At 46.8% G+C, this 16,991-nt stretch carries 10 protein-coding genes; 2 read left to right on the top strand and 8 right to left on the bottom strand.

The window, feature by feature from the left end; translation table 11 throughout:
• Nucleotides 1–16: 16 nt before the first annotated feature.
• From H9L42_RS08680 to H9L42_RS08715, 8 genes are all read right to left on the bottom strand, one after another.
• Nucleotides 17–721, bottom strand: a complete 705-nt coding sequence (locus H9L42_RS08680; RefSeq protein ID WP_187303001.1) for a thioesterase II family protein — start codon at nucleotides 719–721, stop codon at nucleotides 17–19.
• A 5-nt stretch (nucleotides 722–726) separates the two neighbouring features.
• Nucleotides 727–2,961, bottom strand: a complete 2,235-nt coding sequence (locus H9L42_RS08685) for an FtsX-like permease family protein (RefSeq protein ID WP_187303002.1) — start codon at nucleotides 2,959–2,961, stop codon at nucleotides 727–729.
• A gap of 1 nt (nucleotide 2,962) precedes the next feature.
• A complete protein-coding gene (locus tag H9L42_RS08690) occupies nucleotides 2,963–3,667 on the bottom strand; it encodes an ABC transporter ATP-binding protein (protein ID WP_187303003.1) in 705 nt (234 codons plus the stop codon).
• A gap of 10 nt (nucleotides 3,668–3,677) precedes the next feature.
• Nucleotides 3,678–8,348: a non-ribosomal peptide synthetase gene (locus H9L42_RS08695; protein ID WP_187303004.1), complete on the bottom strand. Its 4,671-nt coding sequence runs from the start codon at nucleotides 8,346–8,348 to the stop codon at nucleotides 3,678–3,680.
• Between the two features lie 15 nt (nucleotides 8,349–8,363).
• The gene (locus H9L42_RS08700) at nucleotides 8,364–12,566 is read right to left on the bottom strand and encodes a non-ribosomal peptide synthetase (protein WP_187303005.1); all 4,203 of its coding nucleotides are present in this window, start codon (nucleotides 12,564–12,566) and stop codon (nucleotides 8,364–8,366) included.
• Between the two features lie 138 nt (nucleotides 12,567–12,704).
• On the bottom strand, nucleotides 12,705–13,481 hold the full coding sequence (locus tag H9L42_RS08705; protein WP_187303006.1) for an EFR1 family ferrodoxin: 777 nt from the start codon (nucleotides 13,479–13,481) through the stop codon (nucleotides 12,705–12,707).
• Between the two features lie 78 nt (nucleotides 13,482–13,559).
• Nucleotides 13,560–14,279, bottom strand: a complete 720-nt coding sequence (locus H9L42_RS08710) for an ABC transporter permease (RefSeq protein WP_187303007.1) — start codon at nucleotides 14,277–14,279, stop codon at nucleotides 13,560–13,562.
• A complete protein-coding gene (locus H9L42_RS08715; RefSeq protein ID WP_187303008.1) occupies nucleotides 14,279–15,121 on the bottom strand; it encodes an ABC transporter ATP-binding protein in 843 nt (280 codons plus the stop codon). The genes H9L42_RS08710 and H9L42_RS08715 overlap by 1 nt, the downstream gene beginning before the upstream one ends.
• 483 nt (nucleotides 15,122–15,604) lie before the next feature.
• Here H9L42_RS08715 and H9L42_RS17165 point away from each other — a divergent pair, with 483 nt between their 5' ends.
• Together H9L42_RS17165 and H9L42_RS08720 are read left to right on the top strand one after the other, a co-directional pair.
• Entirely contained in the window at nucleotides 15,605–15,733 is a 129-nt protein-coding gene (locus tag H9L42_RS17165; protein WP_283243232.1) for a hypothetical protein, read from the top strand.
• 373 nt (nucleotides 15,734–16,106) lie between these two features.
• Nucleotides 16,107–16,730, top strand: coding sequence for a helix-turn-helix domain-containing protein (locus H9L42_RS08720; protein ID WP_187303009.1), 624 nt, complete (start codon nucleotides 16,107–16,109; stop codon nucleotides 16,728–16,730).
• Nucleotides 16,731–16,991 lie beyond the last annotated feature (261 nt).

A 16,991-nucleotide genomic window follows, 5' to 3' on the forward strand; every position in this document is an offset into this window, starting at 1 on the left:
CCGTTCTTTCCTTTTCTTATCCTGTAAAATACTGATCCAGTTTTTTTACGGTGTCGATATAACGATCCCTCTCATGAAGAAGAAAATAATGATTTGACTGAAAGGGGATATATAGGACCTGCCTGGTTGAATAAGTCAGCCATTCCTCAAGTTCTTCCCTGGGGGTTTTTCGGTCATTTTCGGAATAAAGCACCGCCATATCAACCGGAAGGCATGGCGCCTTTTTAAAGGAAAAATCCTCGTATACCTTGGAATCGGCCCGTATGATAGGGATCATCAGCTCTAGCATTTCTTCCTCTAAGCTGTCGCCGAAAAATCCCCCTTCCCGGATCAGAAATTCAATTATTTCCGGATCGGATTTTGTCGAAAGCCGTTCCTTTTCGGCATTCAGGCTTCCATGTCCTGAGGCGATAATCGCCCGGGGCATTGGGAATTCTTCCCGCTTCAGAATCCTTTCAGCCACATACATGGCTGCCGCGGCTCCCATACAGTGGCCGCCGAGATAATAGGGGTTTTCCGCGCGCTCCACGTCGTTTTTGATCCTGCCGTAGACGTCCTCACAGAGTTCCTCCATATTTGCAAAAAAATCTTCCATGATTCGTTTGCCATGTCCGGCAAGTTCCATTACCGTAAATTTTATGTCCGGCGCAAACTGCTTTTTATAGCTGTTGAAAGTCGCGCCGGAACCTCCCGCGTAAGGGATAAAATAAAATGGTCTCATTGTGTCTACTCTCTTTCTTTCAGAACATAGGTGAGTTCCACCCGGTTTAAAGAAACTGCCGTTATCACTCTTACCGCCAGGTAAGCCGCCAGTTGAATCACCCCTATCTTGAAGATGTCTCCCCAGGAAAGGGTGAAAGGAATAAAGCCTCTGAAGGTCAGTATGAGACTCGGCCACATCTGCTTCATCAGATAAAGATCCAGGGGGATGCCGATTACAATTCCCAGCGCCACCACGAAAAGTTTGCCGTCAATAAACACGCTCCCCAGTTCTCTGTCAGAATATCCGAGAATTTTCCCGAGGGAAATGGAATATTTGTTTTTGTCAATCCCCATGCCGAATATGACAAACATTAAAATAACAGCGATTACGATAGCTGCCATCGTCATCATTTGGATGGTAGCCGCAGTCATTTCGTAGTATTGTTCCGCGCTTTCCACGATGTCATCCCTTGTCAGAACGCTTGAAATATCCGCTTCTTTCAGATCCAGCTCATGATCGGAAAAGTAGCCGTTATAATCCTTTTCTTTCTCTCCCAACACGCGGTTTAACTGACCCATATCCATAAACGCGTAGAGGCCCGCGGAGTAGTCTTTGACGCCGCTTACCTTTAATTGATAGGTATTATCCCCTTCCATATCGGTCAGCCTGATGGTATCCCCCTTTTTCAGGCCAAATTTTTCGGAAACCGCGCTTGACAGCACAATCCCCCTTTTCCCCTCGGTGTCGCAGTCGATATACGCCGAGTCCGCCCTGATTCCGTAGCAGGTGATCGTCATATTTTCTTCCGCCTGTTTGAAATCGTATTTGAATTGGGCGATCTTAAGCTTTTCGGCTCCTTTATCATCGGTTTTCGTGTGTGAGTTCAGCATATAAACATAGTTGCTGGGCACATCCTGCTTCACATCCTCAATGTAAACGCGGATACTGTCTTTCATTCCCATTCCCATAATCAGCAGAAAGCATGACAGGATCAATCCCACCACCAGCAGGAGATTATCCGCGACGCATTTTATGAGAATTCGCAGCCGGAAACGGGTCAGAAATGGAAAATGGCCCATTCTGAGGCCGAATACCCGTTCCTTTTTCCTGTCGTTTTTCAAAAGCACCAGAGGCTGCGCGTTCAGGAGCCTCATAAGACCGACGGTATTGATCAGCAGCACGATGAAAAAAGGAAGCAGTACAGCGGCTGCCATCGACCCCGCTTTTTGCACAAGGTCCACCTCGGGGATACAGTAAAAGGAGTAAGCCGATGATACCAGCGGCTTCATCAGAAGATGGCTTCCGATCCCATATCCTGCTAAAGAACCTGCCACTGTCAGTATAAGAGGCAGTTTGATATAGCATCTCAGAATCTCGGCCGGTCGGTACCCTTGCGCGTAAAGGGCGCCGATTGATTTGCGTTCCCTCGCGATATCCGCTTTGGTAATGGCAAAAAGCAGAAAAGAGAGGATCAGCATGACTACGATTCCCAGGGCCAGGGCAGTGCTGTGATCGCTTTCCAGCTTTGTAAAAATCCCCGTCACCCTTGTGCTTTCGCTGTTCTCAAGAAATCCAACCATAAGACGCTCCGCTTTCAAATAATCCCGCAGCTCCGAAATCTTATCCTCCCGCTCCTTTTCGCTCCAGTTTTTATCCCCTTTAAAGGCGTAATTATACACGATTTTGTCAGCGGGAAGTCTGTTAAAAGCCCGGGGTGCCATAAAGGCCAGCCCGAATTTATCAGGGTCAGAGCTGTTTGATGTCAGATCGGATATAATCAGAATATAGTCCGGGACGCAGCCCATTCCCTTTACGATATACTCCCGATCCGCGACTTTGACGGTTTCTCCTATTTTATAATCCCGGTTCTCCCCGTATTTTCGATCAAAAAATATTTCATTTCCGGAAATATCCGCGGATCCGGTCGTCTTTTCCAGCTTGTTTATTTCCTTTCTGACCGGAAATATCCGCAGTGTGCTTCCGTCGTCCTCATAATCATAATAAAACTGTTCCTCCAGGTTGAATCCCATGTTTTCAATATATCTTTTCTGCTTAGCTCCCACGACAACGGAAGTCTGAAAATCTCCATCCTCGACATTGTAAGACGCTTTCGAGTCGTTCAGCTTTTCCAGTACGCTTACTGCCGCGCAGTTGTATCCGGTGACGATTGCGATCCCCACGACCAGGAGGACAAAAACCCCCGCGTATCGGAAGAAATTTCTTTTTATTTTTCTCGATATCTGTCTGTTTAAAACCATCCTACCAGTTTATATCCTTCGCTCTTTTTAATTCACGGTTCTTATAGTCTTCCGCAATAACGCCGTCTCTCAATTTTATGACATGATGGGCCATATCTTTTATGTTTTCATTGTGGGTCACGATGATCAGCGTTGTTCCGTAAGTGCGGTTTATCCTTTCAAGAAGAAGTAAAATCTCCTTCGCTCTCTTATAATCCAGCGCGCCGGTGGGTTCATCGCACAAAAGGACACCCGATTTTTTTACAAGGGCCCTCCCGAAGGCAACTCTTTGCTGCTGTCCCCCGGAGAGCTGCCTGGGGAATTTGTTCTGATGCTCCGAAAGCTCCAGCGTTTCCATAATTTCTTCCAGATCCATCGGGTCTCCGGAAAGATACGCGCAGCTTTCGATATTTTCCTTTGCTGTCAAATCCCCCAGCAGGTTATAAAACTGAAAGACAAATCCCACTTCATTTCTCCTGTAGAGCATCCGCTCTTTCTTATTCATAACTGTAATATCCCGGCCCTTGTAGAACACCGTTCCGTCATCCGCCGTATCGAGGCCTCCGAGAATATGCAGCAGCGTGGATTTTCCCGATCCGGAAGGGCCCAGGATTGTCACAATCTCGCCTTTTCTGATTTTAAAGTCAATCCCTTTCAGTACATCGGTTTTTCCTTCGCCCCGCCCGAAGGTTTTTTTCAGATTCTTTACTTTGTACAAATGTTTCATATTTCCCCCGTTATAGTTCTCCGTCATCGAATTCGGAGTGTCCGGTTGTTTCTTCTTTCTGATACAGCGCTCGCGCGATTCCCGCAATGGATCCGCCGCTGTAAAGATCCGTAAGGCTGATATCATACCCTGCCTTTTTCAGGTTGTTTAGGATGACAACTGCTTTGAGGGAATCGATCCCCATTTCGAAAAAGCTTTTTTCATAATCCACCTGTCTGATTCCCGAGGTTTGCGAAAGCATCCTTCCTATATCACGCTCCGCCTTGTTCGCGGGTTCTGTTCTTGCGGGCTGTACCCCCTGACTTTGTCTGTTTTTCAGTTTGTTCCGGTCTATTTTGCCGTTCGCGGTAACGGGAAACCGATTCATTTTTTCGATAACAGAGGGGAGCATATAATCCGGAAGCTGTTTTTGCAGCAAGCTTCTTACTTCTGTTTCATTGAAGGAATCACCGCACTGTACGTACAGGGCGATGCCTTCGCTTCCCCCTGTATTTTTTGTGACCGCCACAGCCCGTTGAACACCTTCCGCTTCCAGGGCACAGCTTTCTATTTCCCCGAGCTCAATTCGGTATCCGCGGATTTTCACCTGGCTGTCTATCCTTCCCAGAAATTCGACAAATCCTTCTTCGCGCAGCTTTCCGTAGTCTCCCGTTTTATACAGCCTGCCATATTGGGGGTGCTCCACAAAGGAGGCGTCGGTTTTTTCTTTGTCTCCGTAGTAGCACGCCGCGACACCGTCGCCCCCAATGTAAATCTCTCCCCTTACTCCGATGGGACAGGCTTTTCGCCATTTATTTAAAATATGGATCGTCTGATTTTTCAGAGGCATACCATAGGGTACTGACGAAATGTCCGCTTTTCGCTCCGTCGGATAATAAATCGACCATATGCTGGCCTCCGTAGCCCCTCCAAGGCTGGTAACTCTTGCGTTTACAAAATGATTTCGTATTTTATCCGGCAAATTAACCGGAATCCAGTCTCCGCTTAAATATACGTTTTTGATGGTCTTGTTTACAAACCCGTCTTCCACGACTCCCGTTACCATCTGCATGACAGCCGGTACCGAATTCCAGAAGGTAACTCCGTTTTCTTCTATCGTCTTCCGAATTTCCTCGGGGTTTCTCTGGTCCCGCACGATGCACAGTTTGCTTCCCGCTGCCAGCGCTCCAAACAGGTCGTAGACCGACAGATCGAATCCAAACTCCGCAAGGCACAGGAACACGTCTTTTTCGTTTATCCCACAACGTTCATTGATGTCAAGAATCGTATTGAGGGCAGATTTGTGATCAATGGCAACGCCTTTTGGTTTCCCCGTGGTTCCGGATGTAAAGATGATATATGCCAGTTCGTCAGGTTTTGCCTGGCTTTCAAATACGTTCCCCGGTTCTTTCGCCATTGCCTCCCGCACATACGCCGCGTCGGTTTTTACTTTCCCATCTGTTTTTTTCATTATGTACGCCACTCTGTCCCGGGGATATTCTTCGTTTATGGGAACATACGCCGCTCCGCATAAGAGAACCGCCAGAATAGCCGCCACCGTTTCCGCCTTTCGCTCGCCGGTTATCCCCACGCAGTCACCGGGCTTTACGCCGTCTTTTTTCAGCTTTGCGCAAATTCGGTAAACAGCTTGCCCAAGAGTTCGGTAGTCCCATTCTTTTTCAAAATCCTTAACCGCGATCCGCCGGGCGTATGTTTCAAAAGAAGGCGCAAACAGATCGCACAGGGTTTGGGAATGTCTCTTCGCTCTTTCCTCTTCCCGCATAAACGTATGGTTATATGTCTCTATAAACCTTTCGGTTTCCTCGTCTACCGAGGCGGTCGGATTTTCTCCGGCCTGCGCGATAAGACGGATATACTGACGGAACATTTTCTCCAGCATCCTCTCATCGTACAGACCTTCCGGATAATCCCAGTTGACGAACAAGCCGCCATTCCTGTTTGTTACCTGGCAGTCCAGATAAACCTGAGGCGTCCTTGAAATCCCGTATACCTGATTGATTTGCCCTGCTCCGTGTTCCGAAAGCGCGCATGTGAAAACATAAGGCAGCACAGCTTTTGTGCCCAGCCTGCGCTTAAGAGCGATTTCCTTTATCAGGTTTACACAGTTATAATCGCTGTGTTCGAGAGCCTCCGCAATCTTACCTCCCATTACCTTTGTCTGGGAGATGAGATCTTCGTGCTCGGTCTGTGTGTCGACAACGATGAGTTTTGTAAAGTCTCCAATCAGTTTCGGTACATCTTCGTGATACAGATTTCTCTCAAACACGGTCATACTGACAGAAAACTCCTGGCTGCCGCTCCAAAAGGCGAGGGTCTGTGTATATGCCGCACACAGCAGAGCGGCCATGGTAATTTTGTTTTTTCGGCAGAAGCTCTGCAGGGTCTCATATTCTTCTTTTCCGAAAAAATGCTCCTGACGCAGGAATCTGGGATTTTTTATGTTGGCGGGGTTTCCTTTCAGAGCCACTTCCGGAGCCAGGGGCAGAGTATCCACCTTTGCCATCCAATAATCGCGATCCCGCGTATATTTTTCTTTTTTCCGTTCCTCTGCCAGAGCGCTCTGGTAATCCCGAAAGGTAAAGGCAATCCTGCCGCTTTCTTCCTCCGGATGATTATAGTACCGCATCAGTTCCGAAAGCATCATCATTAATCCCGCTCCGTCTACGCACAGGCATTCGATTAAAAAACAGATTCGGTAAGCATCTTCTCCCAGCTTGAAGGCCTTGATTGTAAAGTAGGGCATTCGGGTCCTGTCAAATACCGATGTCCTCATTTTTTCTCTGTGCTCCGCCAGCGCCCGCTTTCTGTTTTTTTCCTCCGGTATGTCGATGATCTCGATTGTATATGGCGGAAGGTCCTCTAAAATCTGCTGCGCCGTGTAATCTTTTATCACAGTCCTGAGGGCAGGTTGATGTTCCACTACTTTTTGCAGAGCAGCCTCCAGTTTTTTTATATCATAGCTACCTTCGATCTCCGTATAATACTGGGTTGTGAATCCTCCAATCTCAAATTCTCCATTCAGTCCCATAAGGTATGCCGTCTGAATATCATTCAGCGGAAACGGTTCATAGACGTTTTCCATATCCGGTTCATACCGGACCGCGGCCTCACGGCGCGCTCCTCCTTTTGTCTCCGCGATGCGAGCCAGTTCCTCTATGGTCGGCGAGGAAAAAAGCTCTTTCAGATTGATATCCATCCCTTCTTTTCTGCACAGGGCCACGAATCGCATTCCCTTTATGGAGTCGCCTCCCAGTTCGAAGAAATCCTCCCTGACGCGGGGCTCTTTTATGTTGAGAATTTCTTCAAAGATTTTCGATATGGTTCTCTCTGTCTTTGTTTCGGCAATCCGCTCTGTATCGGAAGTCTCTTTCCTTACCTGATTTTGTAAAACAGGAACATATCCTGTGTCTTTTTTCAGATCGCCGGCAGTGACCTCTTTTTCTTCCGTTATTTTTCTCAGAACTGAGAGAAGATCCGCTTCCACCTTTTCCATACATTCACGGGAATATTTTCGCGCGTTATATCGGAACACGACGCGGAACTCCCCCTGGTTATCCGCCAGGCTTATGGAAAAATCATAACTGGAGTGGTTATACATTTTCATTCCCGTTATTTCCACACCCGCTTTTTTCGCGCTGTCAAATAAAACCTCTAAATCGAAATTCTCAAAAATATACAGGCTTTTTATCCGTCTCGCGCAGCCGCTCAGATCGCTTACAGAACAGATGGCGTACTTCATTCCGTTTAGGAAGTCTTCATTTGCTCTTTTTACTATGTCTGAAAAGACATCCCCTTCCCCGGCTTTTATTCTGACCGGATAGGTTCCCGAAAACATACCGGCGATTTTATCCGCGTCTTTCATCTGAGGCGGCCTCACCGCCATAACGTTTCCGAAAAGAATGCTGCTTCTTCGGTTATACGCGGATAGTAAAATCCCCCAGGCTCCCTGAAATACACTGTTTACCGTAACGGCTCTCGCTCGGGCGTATTCTTTGATTTTCTCCAAAAGGTTCTGACGGATCCCAAAAGATGTTTCGGCGATTTCAAATCCCTCTCCCAGCAAATCTCCCGGCAGACCGCATGGTTGTTCTTCGCCGCTGATATAGTCCTCCCAGTATTTCCTGGCAGGCTCTATGTCTTGCTTTTCCAGCCATGAGACAAATCTCCTGTAGGACGGCGCAGGTACGGTTTCCGGCATTTGGCCCTTTGAAATCGTGTCGTATATCTGAAAGAAATCCTTTGCTAAAATGGCAATGCTATATCCGTCGATCAGGATGTGGTGAAAGGACCAGATATTGCAATATTCTTTGTCCGCGATTTTTACAAGGGCAACCCGTATCAGATTTTCCTTTTCAAAGTGAAATCCTCTTTTCCCGTCTTCCTCGAGGAACTCCTCCTCACTTTTATCTTCACAGTAAAAAAAGTCCGTATCGCTTTCTTTCAAGACCACCTGAACGGGGTTTTCCAGTGTGGAATATACAATTCTCGTTCGGAAGATATCGTATTTCTGATTTAATCGATCGATGCTCTTTTTAAAAGCGTCCACGTCGATATTCCCTTTCAGGTAAAGACAGTGCCGGCCCGTGTATCCGCCGGCTTCGCCGTCTTTTAAGGCGTGAAACAGTAAGCCTTTCTGTATCGACGTAAGCGGAAAAATTGATTCTATATTTTTCTTGTCCATTTGCGCTCCTTTATTTCATGATTCGATGGCTGCCAGGATTGCTTCCAGTTCCTCTTCCTTTACAGCTTCTCTTTCTTCTTCCTTTTCCTCATCCATCTCGCAGGTAAAGGCTGCTGCCTGCGCCAGCCCGCGAATCGTACCCTGATCATAAAGCTGAGCCAGATCAAAAAGGATCCCTTCCTTCTTTGCCGCTGTCGCCAGCTTTATGGCTTTCAGAGAATCTCCCCCTAACGCGAAGAAGTTATCCGTAACCCCGATTTCCTCTATATGCAGATTCTCTTCCCACAGCTTTTTCAGGATTTTTTCTTTCTCCGTAGCCGGTTTTACATTTCCCCGCTTCTTTTGTTTCGCCGCGGGAAGCGGAAGACTTCCAGTATCTACTTTTCCATTTGCCGAAAGGGGTATGTCCTCTATCCGGTATATCCTGGAGGGGATCATATAATCCGGAAGCCTGTTTCTGAGGTGTTCCAGCAGTTCTTCTTCGGCAACATCCGCCTCTCTTCGGGTTTTCTTTGAAACGAAAATATTCTGCCACGCCTCATCCGCAAAGTCGCCCTTTTCCACAGCCGTGGCAACGCTGGTAAATCCGGATTTCTCCAGTGTTTCGAGCCATGTTTCGGAGCTTATCATCGGACCGCCGCTGCCTTTTCTGAAATCTTCACACTTTGCCAGTCCTTCCAGGAGCCCGAAGCTTACCATCTGCGCTCTGGTGTTTTCGGTGGTTTCCAGGATCACAAGCACCCCATCCGCTTTCATAACTTCCTTTATGCAGGTAAGGGTTTTTTCGATGTTTTCCGAATCATGCATGGTATTGGATACGATTACCATATCATATTCTCCGTATCGGCAGCCCTGGCTCTGCAGGTTTTGGTTCATATCCAAAACCATGTATTCCATGGTGTATTCCCCCAGTTCCTCCTTCGCCTTTTCCAGGAAAAAATCCGATATGTCCGAATATACGTACACATAGTCTCTGTCTTTTATATTCTCCAGGACTTTTCTGGCCGCGCTCCCGATCCCCGCGCCCAATTCCAGGATCCTGGCTCCGGGTTTTTTCACAATTTCTCCGGCGATTTTTCCCAGCAGAATATTCATGGCGGAAGACATGCGGTTTCCATCGTAAATGCTTCCGGCGATTTTCGAATCTGCCTGGTTATAGAAAATCTCCAGCGGATTTCGCTCTCCGGCAAGGATGCTCTCAAGATTCTCGCAGCACTCAAAGAAATAGGCGTCTATCTCTCTCACGGCCTCGTGGAAATCCGACTGAAACAGCAAATCTTCTACTGCCTTTCTGTTTTCAGCATCCGGTCTGTTTTCCAAAAGGACTTTCCCGTTTTCAAGGCGGATATATCCTTCCCGCTCCAGTTCGGCGATCCAGCATTCCACCACATCAGTATATTTCGCAAGTACCTTCTTATCCTCCAGAAAATCTTTCAGACTGTCCCATCTCCATGAATCTTCCATAAATTTGTACATGTACCATATGGCGATATCCCCTAACCGGTTCATGTGATCCCGCATTTTTTTAAAATCAATGGTATCTTCCCAGACGCGCTTTTCTTTTTCTATGATCTTCTTCAGCCTGGCGGAAAGGTTTTCATCCGCCTTATCCGCCGCTTGTTTCTTAGTGACAATATAGGCGATTAGTTCGTTTTCATGCTTTCGGAGGACCGCTTTTTCTATATTCTCCGCGCTCAGCAGCGTACTTTCGATTTCCCCAAGTTCGATCCTGTGGCCGTTCATTTTTATCTGGCTGTCTCTCCTGCCGCAAAACTCCATATAGCCTTCTCGTTTTATTCTGCCGTAATCGCCGGTTCTGTAAATTCTTCCAAATTCTTCGTGGTTGAAAAAGGCGCTGTCTGTTTTTTCCCTGTCATTGTCATAGCCTTTCGCCACGCCCCGTCCTCCAATATAGATTTCGCCCAGAGTTTCGAGGGGCACTTCACGCCGGTTTTCGTCAAGAATATACATGTTCTGATTTGCCATAGGATAGCCATAAGGCACGCTTGCAAGGGCGCGCGTATCACGTTCGATCGGATAAACAACCGACCAAATGGACGCTTCCGTCGCTCCGCCCATGCTGATAATCCTGGCAGCGGGGAAATGGTTCTTTATCTTTTCCGGCAGGTCAACGGGAATCCAGTCGCCGCTTAAAAGCACAAGCCGCAGCGTATCCATTTGTTCCCCGTCCTCCATGACATCTGTCAAAAGCCCCATTACCGCCGGAACCGAATTCCATATTGTGACCGATTCGTCTTTTATCACCTTCCGCACATCTTCCATATCTCTGGGATCCCGGGCAATATAAAGGGTCGCGCCTGCCGCGGCAGCCGCGAAGATATCGTATACGGAAAGATCAAACCCGAAAGAAGCGACGTTCAGCAAAACATCTTCTTTACTGACAGAAAATCTGCTGCTGACATCATGGATAGTGTTCACCGCGCTGTCATGGGTAATGACAACGCCTTTTGGCCTTCCCGTGCTCCCGGAAGTATAGATGACGTAGGCCTCGTCATCGGGGAAAATCCCGATTTCGTGTTCAAGGCCGTGTTCCGGGTTCACGCGGCTGACCGTATTGGAATCTATGACTTTGACACAGTTTGAATGTTCCAGAATATATTTTTGCCGCTCTTTGGGATAGCGGGGATTTAGCGGTACATAGACGCCTCCCATTCTTACGATTCCCAGGATGCCGGCAACTGTCTGAATGTTTCGTTCTCCCATTATGCCTACCCGGTCGCCTTTTCTGACGCCTTCCCTGGTTAAATATTCCGCCACAGCGCCTGAAACCTGTTCCAGTTCTCTGTAGGTATATTGCCTTTTCCCATCCTTTACCGCAATATGATCGGGCGACATCGCCATTCCCTCTTTCCAGAAAGATACTAAGTTTGTTTTAACTAACTCTCGGGCAGAGTTATTGTACGCTCTGAGAATCCGCTTCTGATATCCGGGAATCTGGGGCGCCTGCTTTTCGTTTCCAAGACAGCTTATCAATCGGATATATTCGTCAAACATTCCGTCTATCTCCGCCTTTTCAAAATACGATTTTCTGTAATCCCAAACCACTTTGAGCATTCCGTTTGTCTCAAAAACCTGGCAATCCAGTGTAACCTGAGGGGTCTGGCTGATTCCGTAAACCATTTCCCCCAGAAAGTCAAACTGCTCAAATCCCATATCCTGGGAAATCATGCCTGTAAATACGACGGGGAATATGGCTGCTTTTCCGGTTTTTCTGCTCAGGTCATTCATAATTTCTATGCCATCGTAGTTTTTGTGTTTGAAGGCACAAAAAAAGGCTTCGGAAACGATATTCAGATATTCCTCCATGCTGCCCGTGTTTTGGGGAAGGGTAATGAGGACGCTTTCCGTGAAGTCGCCGATGATTCTGTCCATTCCCCTTTGTTTGCGGATGGAGCTTGTCATTGGAAGGTTGAGGGTAAACTCCTTATCTCCTGACCAGAAGCCAAGGAGGCAGGCATAAACGGCCAGCGCCGCTACATTTGGCGTTACATTTATTTTTTGCAGATAGCTCTTTCCTTTGCTCCACGTTTCCTGGTCAATATAAAAGTGCCTCCTTGCAAAGCCCTCTCCATGGTTAGCGGAAGTATAGGGAAGCTGCGGGGCGGGGGCAATCCTGCTTTGATTGTTATTCCAGTATTCCCTGTCCCTCTGGTATTTTCTGCTTTTTTTCATATCTCTGAGATGCCGCAAATAGTCCGTATACGTTCCCTCAATCGCGGCGGCCCGGCCGTTTTCGTAAATATCTTTAATCTCACTGCACAAAACGACAAAGCTTATAGCATCCGAAACGATCAGATCGTAATCTACGAACAAACGGGTTTTCCCATCGGGCATTATGGCAAACTCAAAGCTGAAAGGAGGCCATGTTCCACATGGAATCAGCCTGTGGGAAAGCTCAGCGCGTTTTTTATTTAAAAGTTCATCAAGTTGAGATTCCGTTCTGTCTGACCAGTCCAGAACCTTTAATCTGTAATATTCCACTTTTTCCTTTATCGTCTGCGTTCCATTTTCGTTTATCACCGAACGCATGACGGGCTGCATCCTGATTACTTCGTTAAGCGCCCTTTCAAACCTTTCGGGCTCTAACTCAGTCAGGAACTCATAATAAACATGCGTAGAATATCCTCCAAGTTCAAAGTTCTTTTCCCTACCAAGAAGGTATGCTCTTTGGATATTTGTCAGTTCCAGTTCTTTCAATGTCTACTCTCCCTTTTACATGAAGTCAAAAAATGAGCACCACAAGTTAGTTTTAGCTAACTAATGATACTCCTTATTTTCTCCTTCCGTCAAGGGGCAATGTTATTATCGAAATTTTTTATCAATTTTAGATATCCTTCAAATAAAAATTTCCGGTTCCTTTCTCTCCACAAATTTGGTTTCCAGCATCTGCTTAATCTTCAGGATCGGCTCAGCGTCCCAGTACTTGGCCTGCTGCGGGCAAAGCTTCACGCAGGCGCTGCAGAGAATGCAGCCTGTATTGATCTGCGTCGGATTTTCCCTGCTGATAACCTGCATGGGACAGTTTTCCGCGCAGAGTCCGCAGCCTGTGCAGGTCTCCGTGATTTTAGGCGTGAAAGGCATATCCGGCATCGGATCTTTATATGGCCGGTTTCCTTTTACCGCCACTTCCAGATAATCGCCCGCGCTGATTTTTTCCGCGGCTTTGATACCCAGACCTTCTGCCGCCTGCAGATCCTCCGCGTCCGGTCGGCCTGCCCCGACTTTCGCGGAATAAGAATGTTCCCCGATAAAGGCGCCTGCCGCCAGCACGGTAAATCCCCCTTCCGCTAAAAGATCCTGACCTTCTAAAAGCGCGTCTTCGTAATCCCGGTTTCCATAAACCGCGGCAAGTACCGCTGGCGTCGCGGTTCCTTTTAACCCGCACAGAACGTTCTGCAAAACAGCGGGAACCCTTCCGCCGTAAACCGGATAGCCTATTACCAATATATCATTGGAACGAAATTCATATGTTTTTTCGCGAGCCTGTGGTTTTGTCAAATCAATCGTTTTCTGTTCAAATGTTCCGGTCCCGGCAATACCTCCCGCAATTCCATTGGCAATCTTCCTGCTGGCGCCGGTAGGGCTGAAATACATGGTTGTTATGGTTTTCATCTCATCTTCTTCCTTTCCTTTACTCATTAAAATCTGTTTTAGCAAATACGCTTCCTTTTTCATCACATTGGAGACGCACTAATTATCCACACCCTTGCGCCGGAACAGCCAGATAAAAATTCCGATGGCAACCACAATCCACGCCAAAGTAACCACGGCGGGAAACAGGGTTTCCTTTGACAGAAAATTCCCGTCTGTCAGGATGAGAACCATTTCCACTACCGTATTGCATGGCGTGAGATCCGCGATTTTTTCCGCCACGGAATTCATGTCGGAAAAAATCGTAGGGAAAAGGAAAACCAGCATCAACGGGATCTCATATACCCCCGCCGTCATCTGATCTCTTGCCGCCAGACCCACTGCCGCCCCCAGCACAATCAGGGGAACCGCCCCGATAAGCGTTATCACAATAAATGCCGGAAGATACTTTACCGCTTCTCCCATCAGAAGGAAAATAATTATATTTGTAACCAAGAGGAAGAAGCTGGTCACCAGCATCTTCGCCATACAGAACTCGAACCCGCTGACATTGGAAAGGGCCAGAGTCCTCAGCGTATTCTTTTCCCGTTCCTCAGCGATGGATGTAGCAGGAATCATGACGGCCGTCATGGTCAGGTTCAGCGCCAGCACCAGCATCAAAAGATACGCGCGGGGCATAGGAATATCGCTGAACAGATATTTGTACAGCACCGCGAAAAACAGCGGAATGATCATACTGATCGATATGGATATATTTTTCAGGATATCTTTAAAATCCTTTTTAAACAAAATCTGAATCTTTCTTGCGGATATTCCCATTAAAATTCCCTCCCCGTCAGCTGTAAAAAGATTTCTTCCAGATTCGGCTCTCTGGAATGAATGGTCAGACAGTCGCCTCCGCAAATCGCATCGTAAATCGCCTTTGCGCCCTCTTGGTTCTTTTTTACCCGCAGGACTTTCCGATCCTTTGTCAGGAGCTGTACTTCATCTCTGGCAAATTGCAGCTTCAGATTCTGCGGCGTATCGCAGGCGATCAGCCTGCCCTGATTGAGAATCCCTACCCGCCGGCAGAGTTTATCCGCCTCCTCCATATTGTGGGTAGTAAGAAAAATCGTCGTTCCCTGCTCATTGAGATCCGTCAGCAGCTTGTGGATCTCCTGGCTTGTAGCCGGATCCAGCCCGCTGGTCGGCTCATCCAGAAACAGAAGCGGCGGCTGATTCAGAACCGCGGCGGCCAGAATCGCTCTCTGCTTCATCCCCCTGGAACACTTTTTAAAAGGGCGTTTGCGCTCTTTTAAAAGTTCCACCCGCTGTAAAATTCCCTCTACCTTATCTTTTTTCACACCTTTCAGTTCCGCGAAAAAGTTCAGGTTTTCTTCAATGGTCATGCGATCATACAGGTTGCTGGTATCCGAAAGAATCCCGATTTCATCGTATCGGGATCTGGGTGTTTCTTCAATGGGCTCCCCCATTAAAAAAATGCTGCCGCTGTCTTTTTTCAGCTGTTTGGTCAGCAGCTTGATGGTCGTCGTCTTTCCTGCCCCGGAAGGCCCCAGAAAGCCGAAGATTTCCCCCTCTGCCACATGAAAGCTGAGGTTCTGAATTTCAAAGTCCGCTCCCAGCTTCAGGCAGACGTCCTGCAGTTCAATAAAATTTTTCAAGCTTTTTGTCTCCTTTCCCTCTTCTCGCTCTTATTATCCTAAAAAGGCCCTGGGAAAGCAAGCGTTTTTTGTCGCTGGTTGGAATGCCTGGAAAATGCTTCAAAAACGTGTCCAGTCCACAAAAAAGTTGGTTTTGGCCACGTTTTTCTGTGTCTGCATATTTATTACCCGCTTTTTTCGCTCTGTTTTCAACGATTGAGACTGCTTTGTGAAAGAATCCACACGACGGGCAACCGGACTTTCTCAAAAACGTGTCCAAATGAAATAACTTTTAAAAATTGGACAATTTTTGTGAACCTCACAAGTTACTCTTCGAATTTTTATTCTTACGATTGACTGTTCATGCACTTCGCCGCTCTTCGTGGAAAAAGGTTTATTGACTTTAAACCGCCCCCACATTAAACTATGTGTATCATAGACTGGAATTGTCAAAGGAGATACCGGTTGACAATTACCCGGCAATTGGGAGAAAGGAGAACAAAATTGGAAGAGATGACGAGATTAGAACTGATGACATTGTTATTATCCCTTGAAGCACTTCTGGAAGAGGGGAAGAACGAAAAAGCGCTGGAAGTAATAAAAGAGGTTCTGGAAGAAGCCCGCAAAGCCTGACGAAAACCAACGACAAACAATACAGAGGCGGACTTGCCGCCTCTCAGTGGTTGGGTGGGGAGATCTCCTTTTATCGGAACTCCCCCTTATCTATTATGAATACACACTTCTCATGATTGTAGCTATCCAGAAAACGAAATCCCATCAAAGGTGAAATCGTCCGTGTTTTTCTGTTTGACAGACATGTCTTTCTTTCCTTTTCTTTTCCGTTACAATCATGTATTCTATAGTTATCATGAAATGGAAAAATTCACAATAGCTTTATGGAAAATCAGAGTGTCAGCAGTTGTGGCATTGTTGAATTTTCAATATGTGCGCGCTGCTGGCTGGAACCGATGGAGTTTTTATGTTTTAATCATCAGGAGGAATGTTTATGGAAATCGGAGCGCAAATTAAAGCTCGCCGTCAGGAACTGAATATGACCCAGGAGATGCTGGCAAACAAGCTGAACGTTGGCAGATCGACTGTTTCTAATTGGGAAATTGGAAGAAACTATCCGGATCTGCAGTTAATTGTGTCCATTTCAGACGTATTGAATCTTTCACTGGATACGTTATTGGGAAAGGAAAGTGAAGTTGTGAAAGATATTGCCAGAGACACCAATATTCGAAAATCTCAGAGCCGGAAAATTAAAATTCTGAGCGCTCTGCTCATTGTGGTGATTCTGGCCGGTTTGTTTGGAATTTATAAAGTAGTGGAATACCGGGATATTTCTTCACCGGAACAGATCCTTTCGCTTCAGGCCTATGAAGATCGCCTGGTGATCACCACAGATTTACCATTCTATCGGAGTGTGGTGGGATATACCATTGGAAACAGTCCGGATGGAAACGATACGATTGAGCTTTCGTTGTCCAGCCAGATTGATTTATCTTTGGATCATCAGCAGAAAATAGTTGTGGAAACCGACAGTCTGGAAGAGGATATGGGAATCCGCAGCCTGAAAACGGTCGACATTGTGGATCAAAACGGAATCATCAAGACTTTTGAGCTTTGATTTCGCGCTAAAAACCGGCCAAATAACCGGCAGGTACAAGCGGAGCGGCGTATGATAACCCGCTCGATAGTGTAAAATAATTGTGGAATTTTTGAGAGAGAAATAAAAAGAGACAGTTCCAAAATGATAAAATAGTTTTCACCACAAAAACTCACGAAAGGAACTGGTCTCTTATGGAAACAATTATACAACAAATCGCAAAAAAACTCATCAACAAAATATTGGAGAAAGCATATTCCGGAGGGATTTCTGATATCGATG

It is taken from the genome of Zhenpiania hominis, from assembly GCF_014333425.1.
Classification (GTDB): Bacteria; Bacillota; Clostridia; order Peptostreptococcales; family Anaerovoracaceae; genus Hominibacterium; species Hominibacterium hominis.